The sequence below is a fragment of the Xanthomonas sp. F10 genome, assembly GCF_014206815.1.
Classification (GTDB): Bacteria; Pseudomonadota; Gammaproteobacteria; order Xanthomonadales; family Xanthomonadaceae; genus Xanthomonas_A; species Xanthomonas_A indica.
In genome coordinates this window covers 893,774-910,534 of record NZ_JACHNP010000002.1, presented here as the reverse complement: position 1 = coordinate 910,534, position 16,761 = coordinate 893,774, and the positions used below count along the sequence as shown (strand labels likewise).

The window sequence follows — 16,761 nt, the reverse complement described above, 5'->3', positions numbered from 1 at the left end:
CCCGTGAGCGCCTTGCTGAGCCCAGAGCAACTGGAAACCGCGCTGCGCGCGATCGGCGCGCGGCTGTACCACGACCAGCATCCCTTCCACGCGCTGCTGCACAGCGGGCGCCTGAACCGCGGCCAGGTCCAGGCCTGGGCGCTGAACCGCTACGAGTACCAGCGCTGCATCCCGCTCAAGGACGCGGCGATCCTGGCGCGGATGGACGATCCGGCGTTGCGCCGGATCTGGCGCCAACGCATCGTCGACCACGACGGCAGCAGCGACGGCGAAGGCGGCATCGCCCGCTGGCTGCACCTGACCGACGCGCTCGGGCTGGACCGCGACCTGGTGCAGTCCGGCCGCGGCCTGCTGCCCGGCACTCGCTTCGCGGTACAGGGCTACCTGCACTTCGTGCGCGAGAAGAGCCTGCTGGAGGCCATCGCCTCGTCGCTGACCGAGCTGTTCGCGCCGGGCATCATCAGCCACCGCGTGGCCGGCATGCTGCAGCACTACGACTTCGTCTCGCGCGAGGCGCTGGCGTATTTCGAGCATCGCCTGCACGAGGCGCCGCGCGATTCGGACTTCGCCCTGGACTACGTCAAGCGCCACGCCGACACCGTGGAGAAGCAGCACCTGGTGCAAGACGCGCTGCGCTTCAAGTGCGGCGTGCTGTGGTCGCAACTGGACGCGTTGCACTTCGCCTACGTGCAGCCGGGCGTGGCCTGGCCGGACGCGTTCGCCCCCGACGCCGCGCAGGCCGCGGCATGAGCACGCTGGACGCCGGCAGCCAGCCGCGGCTCGTCGCCGGCGTGCGCCTGCAGCACGACCGCGCCCGCGACCAATGGGTGCTGCTGGCACCGGAACGGGTGATCGAACTGGACGAGATCGCCCACGCCATCGTCTCGCGCTGCGACGGCGCCCGCAGCCTGGCGGCGATCGCCGCGGAACTGGCCGCCGAATTCGAGGCCGACCCGGCCGAGGTCGAACGCGACGTGCGCGAACTGGCGCAGCAGTTGCACGCCAAGCGGCTGCTGCGCGCATGACCGCCCAGGTGCCGCCGCCGCTGTCGATCCTGCTGGAGCTGACCCACCGCTGCCCGCTGGCCTGCCCGTATTGCTCCAACCCGATCGAACTGGCCGGCCTGCGCGAGGAACTGGACACCGCCGGCTGGCGCTCGGCGCTGGACCAGGCCGCGGCGATGGGCGTGCTGCAGGCGCACTTCTCCGGCGGCGAACCGATGCTGCGCAAGGACCTGCCCGAGCTGGTGGCGCATGCGCGCGCACTGGGCCTGTACAGCAACCTAATCACCTCCGGCGTGGCCGGCGGCGCGCCGATGCTGGCGGCCCTGGCCGCCGCTGGGTTGGAGCACGTGCAACTGAGCATCCAGGATGCCGACGCCGCCGGCGCCGACCGCATCGCCGGCTACCGCGACAGCCTGGCGAAGAAGCGCGCGTTCGCCGCGGCGGTGCGCGCGCTCGACCTGCCGCTGACGATCAACGCGGTGATCCATCGGCACAACGCCGAACGTGTCCCGGCAATGATCGAACTGGCGCTGGAGCTCGGCGCCGAACGCCTGGAAGTGGCCCATACCCAGTACTACGGCTGGGGCCTGCGCAATCGCGCCGCGCTGATGCCCAGCCGCGCGCAGATCGACGCCACCGTGGCCGCGGTGGACGCCGCCCGCCTGCGCCTGCAGGACCGCCTGCACATCGATTTCGTCACCCCCGACTACTACGCGCACCGGCCCAAGGCCTGCATGGGCGGCTGGGGCCAGCGCTTCGTCAACATCTCCCCGCGCGGCGACGTGCTGCCCTGCCATGCCGCCGAGACCCTGCCGGACATGCGCTTCGAGAACCTGCGCACGCGCCCGCTGGCGGCGATCTGGGCAGACGGCGAGGCCTTCGTGCGCTTCCGCGGCAGCGCCTGGATGCCCGAGGTGTGCCAGGGCTGCCCGAAGCGCGAGATCGACTGGGGAGGCTGCCGCTGCCAGGCGCTGGCGCTGAGCGGCGATGCCGCGACCCTGGACCCGGTGTGCGAACGCGCCCCGGCGCACGCGGCACTGCAGGCGCTGGCGCAGCGCGAAGCCGCCGCGCCGCCCCCGGATTTCGTGTATCGGCGGCCGCCACGCGCGGCCGTCGCGCCCGCTGCCGCCGAGGACTGAGGCCGGGCGCCGACGCGGTCCCGGGTGCGCCGGCAGGCGGTGCGCCGTCACCGCTTGCGACTACACTACCGCGCATCCCACTGCCCGGATCCCCGCCATGTCCCTTGCGCGTCTCGCTCCCCTGGCCCTGTGCGCGGCGCTCGCCGTATACGCCGCCCCGGCACTCGCCCAGCGCACCGTCTCCGGCGATCTGCAGACCCAGATGTCGCCGCAGGAGTTCAAGGCCGCCGGGCTGGACAAGCTGTCGCCGCAGGAGCTGGCCGCGCTGAACGACTGGCTGCAGGGCAAGGTCGCCAAGGAAACCGCGGTGGCGCTGGAAAAAGCCAAGGAGGAAGGCCGCCGCGAGGTGATCACCAAGAACCGCGGCTTCTTCGACTTCGGCAGCGCCGAGCCGATCGAGAGCACCCTGGTGGGCGAGTTCTCCGGCTTCGCCAAAGGCCGCCACTACGTGCTGGCCAATGGCCAGGAATGGGAGCAGACCGAAGCAGCGAGCCTGGCCAGCGTGCACCGCACTGCGCCCAAGGTGAAGATCACCCCGGGGATCATGGGCGTGTGGTACATGCAGATCGACAACTACAACACCCGCGCCAAGGTCCGTCGCGTCAAATAAGGATCGCGCACCGTGCACCTGCGTCCGCGGCCGGGCCTGGCCGACGCTTCGCACAGCGTCGCCGATGCGCTGCGCCGGCGCCTGCGCGCCAGCGATGTGTGGTTCATCGCCCTGGCCTTGCTGGTCGGGGTGATGGCCGGCCTGCTGACCCTGCTGCAGAGCAGCCTGGCGCATGGCGCGCAGACCTGGCTGTACGGCCTCGAAGCCGACGAGCGGCTCAGCGCCATGTCCGAGCTGAGCGTGCAGCAGTTGCTGGTGCTGCCGCTGGGCGGGCTGCTGGTCGGCCTGCTGGGCATGGCCGCGCGCGCGCGCAAGCGCCAGCTGGTCGACGCCGTCGAAGCCAACGCGCTGTATGGCGGGCGCATGTCGATGCGCGACAACCTGATCGTCTCCGTGCAGACCCTGTTCTCCAACGGCGTCGGCGCCTCGGTCGGCCTGGAAGCGGCGTATACGCAGATGGGCGCGGGCACCGGCTCGCACTTGGGCCGGGTGCTGCGCCTGCGCCGCGCCGACATCCGCACTCTGGTCGGCGCTGGTGCCGGCGCGGCCATCGCCGCCGCCTTCGGCGCGCCGCTGGCCGGCGCCTTCTACGCGTTCGAGATCGTCATCGGCGCGTACTCGCCCTCGGCGCTGGCGCCGGTGGCGGTGGCCTCGCTGGGCGCGGTGTTCGTGTCGCAGCTGGCCGGGGTGCAGCCGTACCTGCTGCCGGCCTCGGCGGCCTCGGCGCTGGAGGCGCGAGACTACGTGTTGTACGCGCTGCTCGGCGTGCTCTGCGCGCTGCTGGCGGTCGCGGTGATGCGCCTGATCGGCGCGATCGAACAGGCCATCAACCGCAGCCCGTTGCCGCGCTGGGCGCGCCCGGTGGCCGGCGGCCTGCTGCTGATCCCGTTGGCACTGATCACCCCGCAGGTGCTGTCCTCCGGGCACGGCGCGCTGCACCTGGACTTGACCAGCCCGACCTCGCTGCGCTGGCTCGGCATCCTGTTGCTGCTCAAGTGCCTGGGTTCGGCCATCTCGCTGGGCTTCGGCTTCCGCGGTGGCCTGTTCTTCGCCTCGCTGTTCATGGGCTCGCTGGTCGGCGGGCTGTTCGCCGGCGTACTGAACCTCGGCAGCGGCATGGCCCTGGTCGACGGCACCGCCGCCTCGCTGGCCGGCATGGCGGCGATGGCCGCCGCCGTGGTCGGCGCGCCGATGACGATGGCGATGCTGGTGCTCGAGGGCACCCACGACTTCGTGCTGGCCAGCGCGGTGATGGTGGCGGTGCTGGTGGCCAATACCATCGTCCGGCAGATCTTCGGCTACTCGTTCTCCACCTGGCGCCTGCACCTGCGCGGCGAAACCATCAAGAGCGCGCGCGACGTCGGGTGGGTCAAGCACCTCAGCGCCGGACGGATGATGCGCAAGGACGTGCATCCGCTGGCCGCCACCACCAGCGTCGCCGAGTTCCGCCGCCGTTTCCCGCTCGGTTCGGGCACCCGTGTGGTGCTGGAGGACGAGAACGGCCACTACGCGGGCCTGGTCACCCTGGCCGCCGCCTATGCCGATGGCGTCAACGCCGACGCGGCCATCGTCGACTACGCCGGCAACCGCGACGTCGCCCTGCCCGCCGACACCGACGTGGTCACCGCCATGCGCCAGTTCGACCTGACCCAGAGCGACGAACTGGCCGTGGTCGACGAGCAGGGCAAGGTGCTGGGCGTGCTCAGCGAAAGCTTCGTGCGCAAGCGCTATGCCGAGGAACTGGACAAGCGCCAGCGCGAGCTGATGGGCGAGCGGGTGGATGATTGAGGGGCCGGGATTGGGGATTCGCAGGATTGCTGGCCCCTGAGAGGTGAGGGCCGTGATCGCATGTCGTAGGAGCGGCTTCAGCCGCGACGCGTTGGCGCAAAAAGGTCGCGGCTGAAGCCGCTCCTACGGCGTTTCGGCACGACTCCACTGCGATCTGCTGCATTGACCACACCCACGCGGCCTATCTCTCTTTGTGGGAATGCGTCGGGACTGAAGTCCCTCCCACAACGAGCGACATGGTCGATACGCTGAACTCACGGCGCGCAACAGCAAGCGGCGCAGCTGTGCAGCGGCGTCAGCCGAGCTGCGCTTCGATGCAGCCGGTGGCGACCAAAGCACCTGCAGCGACAAGAACAAGACTCAGCGCCGTCAGGCCCTTGGCGCTCAAAAACACGGCGAATGGTTGCAGAGCGCGTCGTCGTGACCGCTCCACGCGATGTCTCCCTTTGTGGGAGGGGCTTCAGCCCCGACGCATCAACGCCAGAGCATCTGGAATGCAGGACACCTCCACTACCTTCTGGGGTGTACGCGTAGGAGCGGCTTCAGCGACGAGGCCTTGCCTGGAACGCCGTCGCGGCTGAAGCCGCTCCTACAGAGGCAATGACGCCTGGCGAACGCGGGGGATGAAACGTGCCCCGACGTCCCTCCCACGGAACGCTGCAAACGCGAACACCGCGGCACGGGCAGCAGGACCAGCGCAGGAATCTCGCACCCAATCCCCAATCCCCACTCCCGAATCACCGCAGTTGCGCCACCCGCTGCGCGAGCTTCTTGGCCGAGATGCCGGCGCGGGCGCCCAGCTCCTGGGCGAACAGCGACACCCGCAGTTCTTCCAGGTCCCAGCGCAGCGCCTGCCACTCCGGCGTGTCTGCACGTCCAGCCGCGGCCGCGTCGGCCAGTGCGTCGACGAAGGGCTTCAGCTCCAGCATGCGCGCCTGGTCGCGGGCCGGGTCGCGCTTGGCGCGTTCGGCGCGCAGGATCATCGCGCGCAGATAGCGCGGGAACTGCGCCAGCGCGGTGGCCGGGGTCTCACGCAGGAAGCCCGGATGCAGCAAGGCCGCCAGTTGCGCGCGCAGGTCGTCGAGGTTGCCGCTGGCCCAGCCCATCAGCGGCGATTCCAGTTGCGGCTTCAGTTCGGCGGCCGCGCCCATGATCGCCTCGGCCAGCTTCAGCCGTTCCATCGCCTCGCCGAACAGCTGTTTGGCGGCGACGTCGCGACGCTGGGCGAAGCTGTCCGCATCGCGGATCGCCTCCAGCCCCTGCTCCAGCAGCGCGTTCAACGCCGCCTCCACCAGGTCGCCGCGCAGGCGTTCCTGCGACTCGATCGCCGCGTACAGCAGCCCGGTCTTGGGCGACACCGGCAACTGCTTGCGCGCCTGCTTGACCTTGTCGGCCAGGGCGATCTCCAGCAGCCGGCGCACGCCGCGCGGATGCGCGGCCTCGGCCTGTGCACGGTCGGCGAAGATGCGCAGCGCGGCGCTGTCGCCCTCGTCCACCAGCGCCGGATAGGCCGGCACGCCGGCTTCGCCCGGCACCTGCAGCGGAATCGGCGCCGCCGGAAATTCGCGCAGCCCGGTCGCGGCCATGGCACGGCCGGCGCGCGCGGCGAAGGCCTGCCCGGCACGTTCGCCGAAGCGCGCACGCAGCGCGTCCAGGTCGCGCGATTCGGCCAGCACCTTGCCGGCATCGTCGCGCAGGCGCAGGTTCATGCGCAGATGCGGCTCCAGCGTGCTCTCGTCGAACTCCAGCGCACTCAGCGGCGCGCCGGTGGCTCGCTGCAGGAAGCGCGCCAGCTCACCACGCATGTCGTCGGCGCTGGGCTGCGGGAATGCCTCGTGGAACGCGCGGGCGAAGTCCGGCGCCGGCACGTAGTTGCGGCGCAGCGCCTTGGGCAGGCTGCGGATCAGCGCCGCGGCCTTGTCGGTCACGAAGCCGGGCGCCAGCCACGACAGCCGTGCCGGATCCAGCGCGTTGAGCAGGTGCACCGGCACCTCCAGGGTCACGCCGTCGTCGGCCGCGCCCGGTTCGAACCGGTACTGCAGCGGCAGCCGCGCATCGCCCAGCGGGAAGTACTTGGGATAGCGCTCGGCCTCGCTGCCCTCGCCCGGCAGCAGGTCGGCCAGCGACCAGTGCAGCGTGCGCCGCTGCTCCGGCGCCAGCGCCTTCCACCAGGCGTCCAGGCCGGAGGCGGAATGGATCTCGCCGGGAATCCGGTCCAGATACCAGCGCGCCTGCCAGTCCTCGTCGGCGACGATGCCGGCGCGGCGCAGCTTGGCCTCTTCCTCGTGTGCCTGCGCCAGCACCTTCTGGTTGTCGGCGACGAAGCTGGCACGGGTGTTGATCTCGCCCGGCACCAGGCCCTGGCGCACGAACAGCTCGTGCGCACCGGGCGGATCGATGCGGCCGTAGTGCACCGGCTTCTTCGGCGCCAGCACCAGCCCGAACAGGCTGATCTGCTCGGAGGCCAGCACCTGCCCCTGCGCGCGCGACCAGTGCGGATCGAAATGCTTGCGCGCCAGCAGGTGCGGCAACTCCGCGATCACCCAATCCGGTTCGATCGCAGCGTTGGTCAGGCCCCACACCTTCTGCGTGTCCAGCAGCGTCGCCGGCAGCACCCACGGCGGCGGCTTGCGCGCCAGCGCCGAGCCGGGGAACAGCAGGAAACGGCGCTGCCGCGGCGCCAGGAAATCGCCCTTCTCGGTGCGGTGGCCGACCTGGGTCGGCAGGCCGGCCAGCAAGGCGCGGTGCAGCGCCTGGTAGGCCGCGGCGCGCTCGCGCTCGCTGGCGCGCGGCGCCTCGCCCGACTCGGCGGGCGCCGGCGGCGGGGTCTGGACCGCCGGTGCGGGCGTCGCCGGCATGCCGGTGCCGCGGCCTTCGCGGGCCAGGCGCGCGGCGCGGTGCAGTTGCCCGCGGGTCGCGCGCGCCGCGGTCTCGGCATCGCGCGCCGGCGCGGGCGCGGAAGCGCCGGCCAGCAGCGGCCGCAGGGAGGCCTCCGCCGGTTCCTCGGTCCAGCCCAGTTCCGCGCACAGCAGATGCAACTGGCGGTGCAGTTCGCGCCACTCGCGCATGCGCAGGAAGCCGAGGAAATGCCGCCCGCACCAGTCGCGCAGCTTGGACTGGGTCAGGTCCTCGTGCGCCTGCCGGTAGCCGTCCCACAGGCGCAGGATGCCGACGAACTCCGAGCGCGCATCGGCGAACTTGGCATGTGCGTTGTCGGCCGCCTCGCGCGCCTCCGGCGGGCGCTCGCGCGGGTCCTGGATGCCCAGGAACGCCGCGATCACCAGCATCGGCCGCAGGCAGCCGTGCTGCTGCGCCGCCACCAGCATCCGCGCCAGCTTCACGTCCACCGGCAGCCGCGCCATCTTGCGGCCGATCTCGGTGAGCTTGCGCAGGCCATGGCGGTCCGGCTCGCCGACCGCGCCCAGTTCCACCAGTTGCTGCCAGCCGTCGGCCACCGCACGCTCGTCCGGCGGCTCCAGGAACGGGAAATCCTCGATCCGTCCCAGCCCCAGCTGCAGCATGCGCAGGATCACCCCGGCCAGGCTGGAGCGGCGGATTTCCGGATCGGTGAATTCCGGCCGCGCCTGGAAATCGGCCTCGGCGTACAGCCGGTAGCAGATGCCCTCGGCGACGCGGCCGCAGCGGCCCTTGCGCTGGTTGGCGCTGGCCTGCGAGATCGGCTCGATGTGCAGGCGGTCGAGCTTCTGCCGCGGGCTGTAGCGCTTGACCCGCGCATAGCCGGGATCGACCACGTAGCGGATCCGCGGCACCGTCAGCGAGGTTTCGGCGACGTTGGTGGCCAGCACCAGGCGCCGCCGCGGGCCGGGATTGAATACCCGGTCCTGGTCGGCCGCGGACAGCCGCGCGTACAGCGGCAGCACCTCGGTCTCGCGGTACTTGCGCCGTTCCAGCGCATGGTGCGCATCGCGGATCTCGCGCTCGCCGGGCAGGAACACCAGCACGTCGCCGCGCGGATCCAGCCGGGTGATTTCGTCCACCGCCGCCACGATCGCCTGGTTGACGGTGCGGTCGCCGGCGCTATCGCCGCCCTCGGCATCGGCATCTTCGCCCGGCTCCTCCAGCGGCCGATAGCGCACTTCCACCGGATAGGTGCGGCCTTCCACGCTGATCACCGGCGCATCGTCGAAATGCGCGGCGAAGCGCGCGGTGTCGATCGTCGCCGAGGTCACGATGACCTTCAGATCCGGGCGCTTGCGCAGCAGCTGCTTCAGATAGCCGAGCAGGAAATCGATGTTGAGGCTGCGCTCGTGCGCCTCGTCGACGATGATCGTGTCGTAGCTGGACAGCCAGCGGTCGCTGGCGATCTCGGCCAGCAGGATGCCGTCGGTCATGAACTTGATCCGCGTCTGCTCGCCGACGCGATCGTTGAAGCGCACCTGGAAGCCCACCGTCTCGCCCACCGGCGTGCGCAGCTCCTCGGCCACACGGCTGGCCACCGCGCGCGCGGCGATGCGCCGCGGCTGGGTGCAGCCGATCATGCCGGCGGCGCCGCGACCGGCGGCCAGGCACAGCTTCGGCAACTGCGTGGTCTTGCCCGAGCCGGTCTCGCCGGCGATCACCACCACCTGGTGGTCGCGGATCAGCGCAACGATGCGCTCTGCCTCGCGCGCGATCGGCAGCTGCGGATCCAGGGTGATCGCCGGCTGCTGCGCCGCGCGCGCGGCGCAACGCGCCTGCGACGCCTGCAGGGCCTGCTCGAACGTGGCCTCGAGCGCAGCATTGCCGGGCGCGGCCTGCCAGCGCGACCATAGGCCCAGCAGGCGGCCGCGGTCGCGGGTCAGCGCGCCGTCGATCGCGGCGCGGCGTTCGCGCAGGCGTGCCGGCACGGAGGGTTTTTCGATAGCGTTCATCAATCGGATGCCATTGAACGTTGAATCACAGCACATGCTTTAGTCTGTCTATTGTGACGCCATCTCATCCGTAACCCCCAGGAGGAACTTCCCATGGCCAAGAGCAAGACCCCCGGCAAGACCAAGAACTCCACCAGCAGGGCCATCGCCGGCCAGCCGCTGGCCGGGCTGGCGCCGTCTGCGCCCAACATCGATATCGGGATCGGCGGCGGCGATCGCAAGAAGATCGCCGACGGCCTGTCGCACTACATGGCCGACGCCTTCACCCTGTACCTGAAGACCCACAACTTCCACTGGAACGTGACCGGGTCGATGTTCAACTCGCTGCACCTGATGTTCGAGACCCAGTACACCGAACAGTGGGCGGCGCTGGACGACGTCGCCGAGCGCATCCGCGCCCTGGGCTTCAACGCCCCCGGTTCGTACAAGGAATACGCGGCGCTGACCTCGATCCCGGAAGAGGAAGGCCTCAGCGACAGCGCCGACTGGCGCGAGATGGTGCGCCAGCTGGTGGTCGGCAACGAAGCGGTATGCCGCACCGCGCGCAAGGTGCTCAAGACCGCCGACGACGCCGGCGACGACCCGTCGGTGGACATGCTGACCCAGCGCCTGCAGACCCACGAGAAGTACGCCTGGATGCTGCGCTCGCTGCTGCAGTAAGGGATGCCGCCCTGCCTGCCTGGCAGGCAGGGCGGGCCGCTAGGCTGGGCGACGCTGCGCGCGCTCCGCCGCGCGCATTGGGCGGCAATGCATTCCGGTCGCTGCCTCGTCACGCCTGGCTCCCGTTGTAGGAGCGGCTTCTTGTAGGAGCGGCTTCAGCCGCGACCGACGCTCAGGACAAGGCCCGGTCGCGGCTGATTCCGAAAGGAGACAAGCGCCGCTGCTACCGGGACCTGCGAGGCGCCAGCCGGGTGCTTTGCGGGAGGGACTTCAGCCCCAACGACTTGCAGGGTCGGACCAGGCAAGCTTGGTTCGTCATCGACGCACTACCCGTGAGCCCTACAGAACGCTGCACCTTCGCCTGATACCCGCCTGCGGACATCCGGAAGCCAACCGCCCTTGCGCGGCGCGGTATCCTACACAGATGTCTTCCCCCGCCCACGCCTTGCTCAGCCGCGTCTTCGGCTACGACCAGTTCCGCGGCCTGCAACAGGACATCGTCGAACACGTCGCCGCCGGCCACGATGCACTGGTGCTGATGCCCACCGGCGGCGGCAAGTCGCTGTGCTACCAGATCCCCTCGCTGCAGCGCGACGGCACCGGCATCGTGATCTCGCCGCTGATCGCGCTGATGCAGGACCAGGTCGAGGCGCTGCGCCAGCTCGGCGTGCGCGCCGAATACCTCAACTCCACCCTGGACGGCGAGACCGCGCAGCGGGTCGAGCGTGCCCTGCTGGCCGGCGAGCTGGACCTGCTCTACGTCGCCCCGGAACGGCTGCTGACCCCGCGCTTCCTGTCGCTGATCGAGCGCAGCCGCATCGCCCTGTTCGCCATCGACGAAGCACACTGCGTGTCGCAGTGGGGCCACGACTTCCGCCCCGAATACCGCCAGCTCACCGTGCTGCACGAGCGCTGGCCGCAGACCCCGCGCATCGCCCTCACCGCCACCGCCGATCCGCCGACCCAGCGCGAGATCGCCGAGCGCCTGGACCTGGCGCAGGCCCGCCACTTCGTCAGTTCCTTCGATCGCCCCAACATCCGCTACACCGTGGTGCAGAAGGACAATGCACGGCGCCAGCTGCTGGACTTCCTGCGCGCGCACCGCGGCAGCGCCGGCATCGTCTACTGCATGTCGCGGCGCAAGGTCGAGGAGACCGCCGATTTCCTGGCCCGCGAAGGCCTCAACGCCCTGCCCTACCACGCCGGCCTGCCGGCCGAGGTGCGCGCCGACAACCAGCGCCGCTTCCTGCGCGAGGACGGCATCGTGATGTGCGCCACCATCGCCTTCGGCATGGGCATCGACAAGCCCGACGTGCGCTTTGTCGCCCACACCGACCTGCCCAAGTCGCTGGAGGGCTACTACCAGGAGACCGGCCGAGCCGGCCGCGACGGCGAGGCCGCGGAGGCCTGGCTCTGCTACGGCCTGGGCGACGTTGTGCTGCTCAAGCAGATGATCGAGCAGGGCGAGGCCGGCGAAGAGCGCAAGCGCGTGGAACGGCGCAAGCTCGACCAGTTGCTGGGCTACTGCGAATCGATGCAGTGCCGCCGCCAGGTGCTGCTGGCCGGCTTCGGCGAGACCTATCCACAGCCCTGCGGCAACTGCGACAACTGCCTGCAGCCGGCCGACGCCTGGGACGCCACGGTGGCCGTGCAGAAGGCGCTGAGCTGCGTGTACCGCAGCGGCCAGCGCTTCGGCGTCGGCCACCTGATCGACATCCTGCGCGGCAACGAAGGCGAGAAAATCAAGCAGTTCGGCCACGACCAGCTCAGCACCTACGGCATCGGCAAGGACCTGGACGCGCGCGCCTGGCGCGGCGTGTTCCGGCAACTGGTTGCCACCGGCCTGCTGGAAGTGGACAGCGACGCCTACGGCGGCCTGCGCCTCACCGACGCCAGCCGCCAGGTGCTCAAGGGCGAACGCAAGATCATGATGCGCCGCGAACTGCCCAGCCGCGGTCGCGAACGCGGCGACCGCAGCGGCAGCCCGCGCACCGGCGTACCGGTGCAGGCGCAGGACCTGCCCCTGTTCAACGCCCTGCGCGACCTGCGCGCCGGCCTGGCCAAGGAGCAGAACGTGCCGGCCTTCGTGATCTTCCACGACAGCACCCTGCGCAACATCGCCGAGCAGCGCCCCGGCAGCCTGGACGAGCTGGCGCGGGTCGGCGGCATCGGCGGCAGCAAGCTGGCCCGCTACGGCCAGCAGTTGCTGGATGTGGTGCACGCGCAGGGCTGAGCCGCGGCAACGGTGTCCGCAGCGTCCGCAGGCCGCCGCGCCCCACGGCACCGACAGGCCGGGTTCAACCTGGTATTGATAGCGTCAGCGTCATGGCGGAGCGTTCCATCGGCCCCGCCTGGCCCCTTTCTCCTGGCGGATGCCCGATGAACCGCAGCCTCCTTCTCCTCGCCTGCACCCTGCTTTCCGGCCCGGCCCTGGCCCAGACCGCCGATGCCAACGGCGACAGCGAGGCGGCCAAGCGCAAACTCGACCTGAGCGTGCCGCAGCAACCGATCACCTATGCCGATCCCGGCACCAAGGCCGATCCGCCGGGCGCCTACTACGGCGACACCAGCGGCACCTCGGCCTCGGCACAGAAGGCCGCAGCAGCGCAGGCGCGCGCCGAGGCCCTGCGGGCGCAGGCCGAACGCTGCAACGGCGACGTGCACGGCAGCGTCGCCACCGGCATCGGCTATTCCACGCATGGCGGCAACAGCAACTACCAGGCCGCCAATCTGAACATGTGCAAGACCTCGTACACCGACGACGGCAAGCCGCGGCAGATGGGCATCAGCATCAGCGTCGGCCGCGGCGATGGCCCGGTGTTCGGCCGCGGCTACTACCCCGGCGCCTACGGCCCACCGCCGTTCGGCTGGTAAGCGCGGCGACGCACGGGCAGCGCCAACACAACAACCCGCTGCCGCCGCGATCGAACCTCGTAGGAGCGGCTTCAGCCGCGACGGGGCGTTCCCGGCAAAGCCCCTCAAAGCCCGTCGCGGCTGAGCCGCTCCTACAGCACACTTCCCGAAGCCATTAGCAGTGCCGCAAGTCGTCTCGGCTGGTACGGACGCAGCCAGGGGACTCTTCGGCAGCCACGCGCCCTCCCTCATTCAGGTCCGCAGTTGCCGCACCGCGCAGTAGGTCGTCTCGTGCCGGCAACGCCAAGTCCGCATGCACCCCGCTCGCGCGCCTGTGCAGGCAGGCGCCCCCGATCATGCCGCCATGCCGACGGCGCTCGTTGCACGCGCGAAGCGCGCACCAGCGCACCCCTTCAAGAGTGCCGCCGTCACGCTCATGGCAACGGGATCGACCAACTCGCCACTGCACGCGCGACAACGACGCATCGCGTCTACAATCGCGCTGCACCGGCGTCTGCGTGTGCGGCGGCGACACGCGCAGCAGCGTGCGCCTCGCCGGTCGGCACCAGGCCGTCATCCTCCTTCATGTGGCACCGCTTCCCCCCCGAGCTCACGCCATGTCCAACGTAGTCCGGCTGCACAGCGCCCGCGAACGCGAGCAGCGCCTGCACGATGACGTCCTCGATGCGGCCGAACGCTGCATCGTCGAGAACGGCCTCGGCGCCACCACCTTCGAACTGATCGCCGGGACGGCCGACGTGCCCAGCAGCGCAGTGCGCCGGCAATTCGACGACAAGCGCAGCCTGGTCCAGGCGCTGATGGAACGCGGCTACGAGCGCGCGATCCGCACGATGTGGCTGCTGCAACCCCCGCCGCACCAGGACGCCACCGCGTTCATCGCCGGGGCGCTGGAAGAGTGGCTGGTCGCCGACGCCAACCAGCGGCGGCGGCGCCTGGACCTGGAAATGGACCTGGCCGCGGCGCGCGATCCCGAACTGGCGCAGTACGCGCGCCGGCTCAACGTGTCCCTGGTGCAGAACCTGGGCGATCTGCTGCGACGCATGCTGCGCGACCACGGCTGGAGCGGTGGCGAGGCGGAGTTCCAGGCCCGCGTCTATGCGGTCGCGGCGATGTGCGGCGGCCTGCACATGATGATGACCACCGGCGTGGAACTCAACCGCATGCACCTGCAGTTGATCCTCAGCGAAAGCCTGGCCGGGATCTTCAGTAAGGCGCGCGCGTAGCGCGGCCCGGTGTCGCCCGACGTGCGCGCCTCACGCGCACGCGTCGCGGGATGCTGATGGACACCCGGCATGCCAAGCGGGTACCGCGCTCAGATGGATCGCATGCACCGCGCATGGTCGACCGCCACCGTTGCAAGCGTGGCGAACCAGGTGGGCGAGTTCGCAGGACACGCGCATGCCATCCAATCCAGCGTGACACGCGAACACGATCTCCGCAGCGCCCAGACCGCAACCGCGTCCGCGCGCGGCCCGCACCTTTGCCACACGGCAGTGCGCAAGCACCGATCAGATCGGCGGCAGCTGCCCCTGCATGCGCTGTGCCGCGCTGCGCATGGCCTGGCCGATGTGCTGCAAGGTCCTGGAACGGACCGCGACGTGCTGCCAGTACAGCGGCACGTCGAGCCAGCGCTGCGGATCGACGACGACGATCTGCTGCTGGCGCAGGGCGGCTGCAAGCATCTGCTCCGGCGCCAGGCACCAGCCCAGTCCACGCGCGGCCGCTTCGACAAAACCGATGGAGGTCGGCAGATAGTGGATCGGTGGGTTCAGCCGCGAGCGGGTGATACGGCGCACGAAGCGCGCCTGCAGCGCGTCCTTGCGGTTGTAGACGATCATCGGGGCGCGCGCCAGCGCGGCCGCATCCAGACCATCGGCGAAGTAGTGGGCGAAAAAGGCCGGCGAGGCGATCGCGCGATAGCGCATCGCGCCCAGCGGCAGCACGTTGCAGCCCTGCAATGCCTTGCCGACGGAGGTGACGGCACCGAGCACCGCACCACTGCGCAGCAACTCCAGTGTGTGGTCCTGGTCGTCCACGCGGATGTCGAACAGGAACCCGTGCGCGTCGTGCAGGGCCGCCAGCGCGTCCAGGAACCAGGTCTGCAGCGAGTCGTCGTTGACCGCGATGGCGATGCTGCGCGCCACGGCGCTGCCGGCGGGCGCGGGCAGCAAGTCGGCCACCGCCTCGGCTTCCAGCGCCTGCATCGGCCGCACGCTGCGCAGCAGGCGCTCGCCGGCCGGTGTCGGCCGGCAGGGAGCCTGGCGCACGATCAGCACCTGGCCGAGCCGGTCTTCCAGTGCCTTGATCCGCTGCGACACTGCCGACGGCGTCAATGCCAGGCGGCGCGCGGCAGCCTCGAAACTTCCTTCTTCCAGCACGGCGGCGAAGGCGGACAGTTGGGGATGAAGCAGATCCATGGCAACGACGCAGATTAGGAACGCTTCACAGCGTACAGAAAAACGAGTTTGGCTAATGCGGGCGGCGCGTGCAGCATGCTCGCCCCACCCACCAGGACCTTGCGCATGTGGCTGCACGCACTGTTGGCCGGCCTCGTCGCCGGCGCCGGCCTGATCGTCGCCATCGGCGCGCAGAACGCCTTCGTGCTGCGCCAGGGACTGCAGCGTCGGCACGTCGGCCTGGTCGTGGCGGTTTGCGCTGCCAGCGATGTCGCGCTGATCGTCCTGGGCGTGTCGGGCATCGGCGCCGTGGTGGATGCCTGGCCAGGCGTGCTGCAGGGATTGCGTTTCGGCGGCGCGGCCTTCCTTGGCGCATACGCGCTGCTGGCGGCGCGCCGCGCCTGGCGCGGCAGCGGCGGCCTGCTGGCGCAAGGCCAGGATCCGCGGAGTTGGCAACGCGTCCTGCTGACCTGCCTGGCCTTCACCTTCCTCAATCCGCACGTGTACCTGGACACCATGGTGCTGCTGGGCAGCCTCTCGACCCGTTACCCGGGACAACTGCGCTGGGCGTTCGCACTCGGCGCCTGCCTGGCCAGCGTGACCTGGTTCTGCAGCCTGGGCTACGGCGCGCGGCTGCTGCAGCCGGTGTTCCGCAAGCCCGCTGCGTGGCGCGTGTTGGATGCGGCAGTCGCGCTGTTCATGCTGGGACTGTGCCTGTCGTTACTCCTGCAGCCCTTGGGGTAAGCGCTCAAGAGCATCGACGGCCCACGCGGCGCGACTGCACCGATGCAGCACGCCGACATCCCAGGCCGCCAAGCACATGCCAGCACTGCCGCATTCCGAATTGCCCTCCGCTTCAAGACGACGAGGACAAACTTTCATAATCGCGCGGGGGCATGCGCTTCAGCTGCCCGCCGAGCGCGACGAGAAGCCAGCAACAAAAACCCCGGCACATGGCCGGGGCTTGGAGGATGCTGATCGTAGCGCCTACAGCGTCGGGTCAATCCCAGAAGTTGTTGTAGTCGCGCGGCTTCTTGTCTGGTGCCTGGGAGCTGACCAGTTGACAGTCGGTCGAGACCGGCGGGTTGCCCGTGTCGATCGAAGCACAGACGAAACGCGCCAAGTCGCCGAGCTTGGCACCTATCGCTGGGACGCGAGCGCCACCTTTCAGGGTGGTGCTTCCCGCGCCAACGTCGACGACGGTCCCGACGATCTGTGGGCGCATGTCGTCGTCCGGCAGGCTGGCAATCGTGAGTTGCTTGCGCACGACCGTATAGCGGCCGGACTGGGCGGCGGGCGCAGGCACGGAAAGAACCGCCAGGACAGCGATAAGAAGCAACACATTGAATCGCACAACAAAGCCCCCTGTAGACAGGTTCCAGCATAGCAGCTTCAGCAGCACGTTCAGGTGCCTGATGC

The 16,761-nt window shown here is 70.1% G+C and carries 13 protein-coding genes; 10 read left to right on the top strand and 3 right to left on the bottom strand.

The window, feature by feature from the left end:
• The first annotated feature begins 3 nt into the window (after positions 1-3).
• From pqqC to FHR56_RS15300, 5 genes are all read left to right on the top strand, one after another.
• Positions 4-750, top strand: coding sequence for a pyrroloquinoline-quinone synthase PqqC (gene pqqC, locus FHR56_RS15320; RefSeq protein ID WP_160946500.1), 747 nt, complete (start codon positions 4-6; stop codon positions 748-750).
• Positions 747-1,025: a pyrroloquinoline quinone biosynthesis peptide chaperone PqqD gene (pqqD, locus tag FHR56_RS15315; RefSeq protein ID WP_160946501.1), complete on the top strand. Its 279-nt coding sequence runs from the start codon at positions 747-749 to the stop codon at positions 1,023-1,025. The genes pqqC and pqqD overlap by 4 nt, the downstream gene beginning before the upstream one ends.
• Entirely contained in the window at positions 1,022-2,143 is a 1,122-nt protein-coding gene (gene pqqE, locus FHR56_RS15310; RefSeq protein ID WP_160946502.1) for a pyrroloquinoline quinone biosynthesis protein PqqE, read from the top strand. Before pqqD ends, pqqE begins: the two co-directional genes overlap by 4 nt.
• Positions 2,144-2,240: 97 nt before the next feature.
• The gene (locus FHR56_RS15305) at positions 2,241-2,753 is read left to right on the top strand and encodes a hypothetical protein (protein ID WP_160946503.1); all 513 of its coding nucleotides are present in this window, start codon (positions 2,241-2,243) and stop codon (positions 2,751-2,753) included.
• 12 nt (positions 2,754-2,765) lie between these two features.
• A complete protein-coding gene (locus FHR56_RS15300; RefSeq protein ID WP_160946504.1) occupies positions 2,766-4,541 on the top strand; it encodes a chloride channel protein in 1,776 nt (591 codons plus the stop codon).
• A 737-nt stretch (positions 4,542-5,278) separates the two neighbouring features.
• Here the strand turns inward: FHR56_RS15300 and hrpA are convergent.
• On the bottom strand, positions 5,279-9,412 hold the full coding sequence (gene hrpA, locus FHR56_RS15295; protein WP_184502663.1) for an ATP-dependent RNA helicase HrpA: 4,134 nt from the start codon (positions 9,410-9,412) through the stop codon (positions 5,279-5,281).
• 93 nt (positions 9,413-9,505) lie between these two features.
• Between hrpA and FHR56_RS15290 the strand changes: the two genes are divergently transcribed.
• The 4 genes from FHR56_RS15290 to FHR56_RS15275 all read left to right on the top strand — a co-directional run bounded on the left by FHR56_RS15290 (position 9,506) and on the right by FHR56_RS15275 (position 14,169).
• Positions 9,506-10,072, top strand: coding sequence for a Dps family protein (locus tag FHR56_RS15290; RefSeq protein WP_160946506.1), 567 nt, complete (start codon positions 9,506-9,508; stop codon positions 10,070-10,072).
• A 424-nt stretch (positions 10,073-10,496) separates the two neighbouring features.
• Positions 10,497-12,305 (top strand): DNA helicase RecQ, encoded by a 1,809-nt coding sequence (gene recQ / locus FHR56_RS15285; protein ID WP_160946507.1) that lies wholly within the window; start codon positions 10,497-10,499, stop codon positions 12,303-12,305.
• Between the two features lie 146 nt (positions 12,306-12,451).
• Positions 12,452-12,946: a hypothetical protein gene (locus FHR56_RS15280; protein WP_160946508.1), complete on the top strand. Its 495-nt coding sequence runs from the start codon at positions 12,452-12,454 to the stop codon at positions 12,944-12,946.
• A 596-nt stretch (positions 12,947-13,542) separates the two neighbouring features.
• Positions 13,543-14,169 carry a TetR/AcrR family transcriptional regulator gene (locus tag FHR56_RS15275; protein WP_160946509.1) on the top strand — a complete coding sequence of 209 codons (627 nt, stop codon included), beginning with the start codon at positions 13,543-13,545 and terminating at the stop codon, positions 14,167-14,169.
• A gap of 285 nt (positions 14,170-14,454) precedes the next feature.
• Here the strand turns inward: FHR56_RS15275 and FHR56_RS15270 are convergent, their stop codons facing one another.
• Positions 14,455-15,363 carry a LysR family transcriptional regulator ArgP gene (locus FHR56_RS15270; RefSeq protein ID WP_160946510.1) on the bottom strand — a complete coding sequence of 303 codons (909 nt, stop codon included), beginning with the start codon at positions 15,361-15,363 and terminating at the stop codon, positions 14,455-14,457.
• Between the two features lie 105 nt (positions 15,364-15,468).
• Here FHR56_RS15270 and FHR56_RS15265 point away from each other — a divergent pair, with 105 nt between their 5' ends.
• Complete coding sequence (locus FHR56_RS15265) at positions 15,469-16,086, top strand: LysE/ArgO family amino acid transporter (protein ID WP_160946511.1); 618 nt, start codon at positions 15,469-15,471, stop codon at positions 16,084-16,086.
• Positions 16,087-16,342: 256 nt separating this feature from the next.
• Here the strand turns inward: FHR56_RS15265 and FHR56_RS15260 are convergent, their stop codons facing one another.
• The gene (locus FHR56_RS15260; protein WP_160946512.1) at positions 16,343-16,744 is read right to left on the bottom strand and encodes a hypothetical protein; all 402 of its coding nucleotides are present in this window, start codon (positions 16,742-16,744) and stop codon (positions 16,343-16,345) included.
• Positions 16,745-16,761: the final 17 nt, after the last annotated feature.

Bases quoted from the DNA above. Each gene is read 5' to 3' on its own strand.
- pqqD (WP_160946501.1), top strand. From the start codon at position 747: ATGAGCACGCTGGACGCCGGCAGCCAGCCGCGGCTCGTCGCCGGCGTG.
- pqqE (WP_160946502.1), top strand. From the start codon at position 1,022: ATGACCGCCCAGGTGCCGCCGCCGCTGTCGATCCTGCTGGAGCTGACC.
- FHR56_RS15305 (WP_160946503.1), top strand. From the start codon at position 2,241: ATGTCCCTTGCGCGTCTCGCTCCCCTGGCCCTGTGCGCGGCGCTCGCC.
- hrpA (WP_184502663.1), bottom strand. From the start codon at position 9,412: ATGAACGCTATCGAAAAACCCTCCGTGCCGGCACGCCTGCGCGAACGC.
- FHR56_RS15290 (WP_160946506.1), top strand. From the start codon at position 9,506: ATGGCCAAGAGCAAGACCCCCGGCAAGACCAAGAACTCCACCAGCAGG.
- recQ (WP_160946507.1), top strand. From the start codon at position 10,497: ATGTCTTCCCCCGCCCACGCCTTGCTCAGCCGCGTCTTCGGCTACGAC.
- FHR56_RS15280 (WP_160946508.1), top strand. From the start codon at position 12,452: ATGAACCGCAGCCTCCTTCTCCTCGCCTGCACCCTGCTTTCCGGCCCG.
- FHR56_RS15275 (WP_160946509.1), top strand. From the start codon at position 13,543: ATGTCCAACGTAGTCCGGCTGCACAGCGCCCGCGAACGCGAGCAGCGC.
- FHR56_RS15270 (WP_160946510.1), bottom strand. From the start codon at position 15,363: ATGGATCTGCTTCATCCCCAACTGTCCGCCTTCGCCGCCGTGCTGGAA.
- FHR56_RS15265 (WP_160946511.1), top strand. From the start codon at position 15,469: ATGTGGCTGCACGCACTGTTGGCCGGCCTCGTCGCCGGCGCCGGCCTG.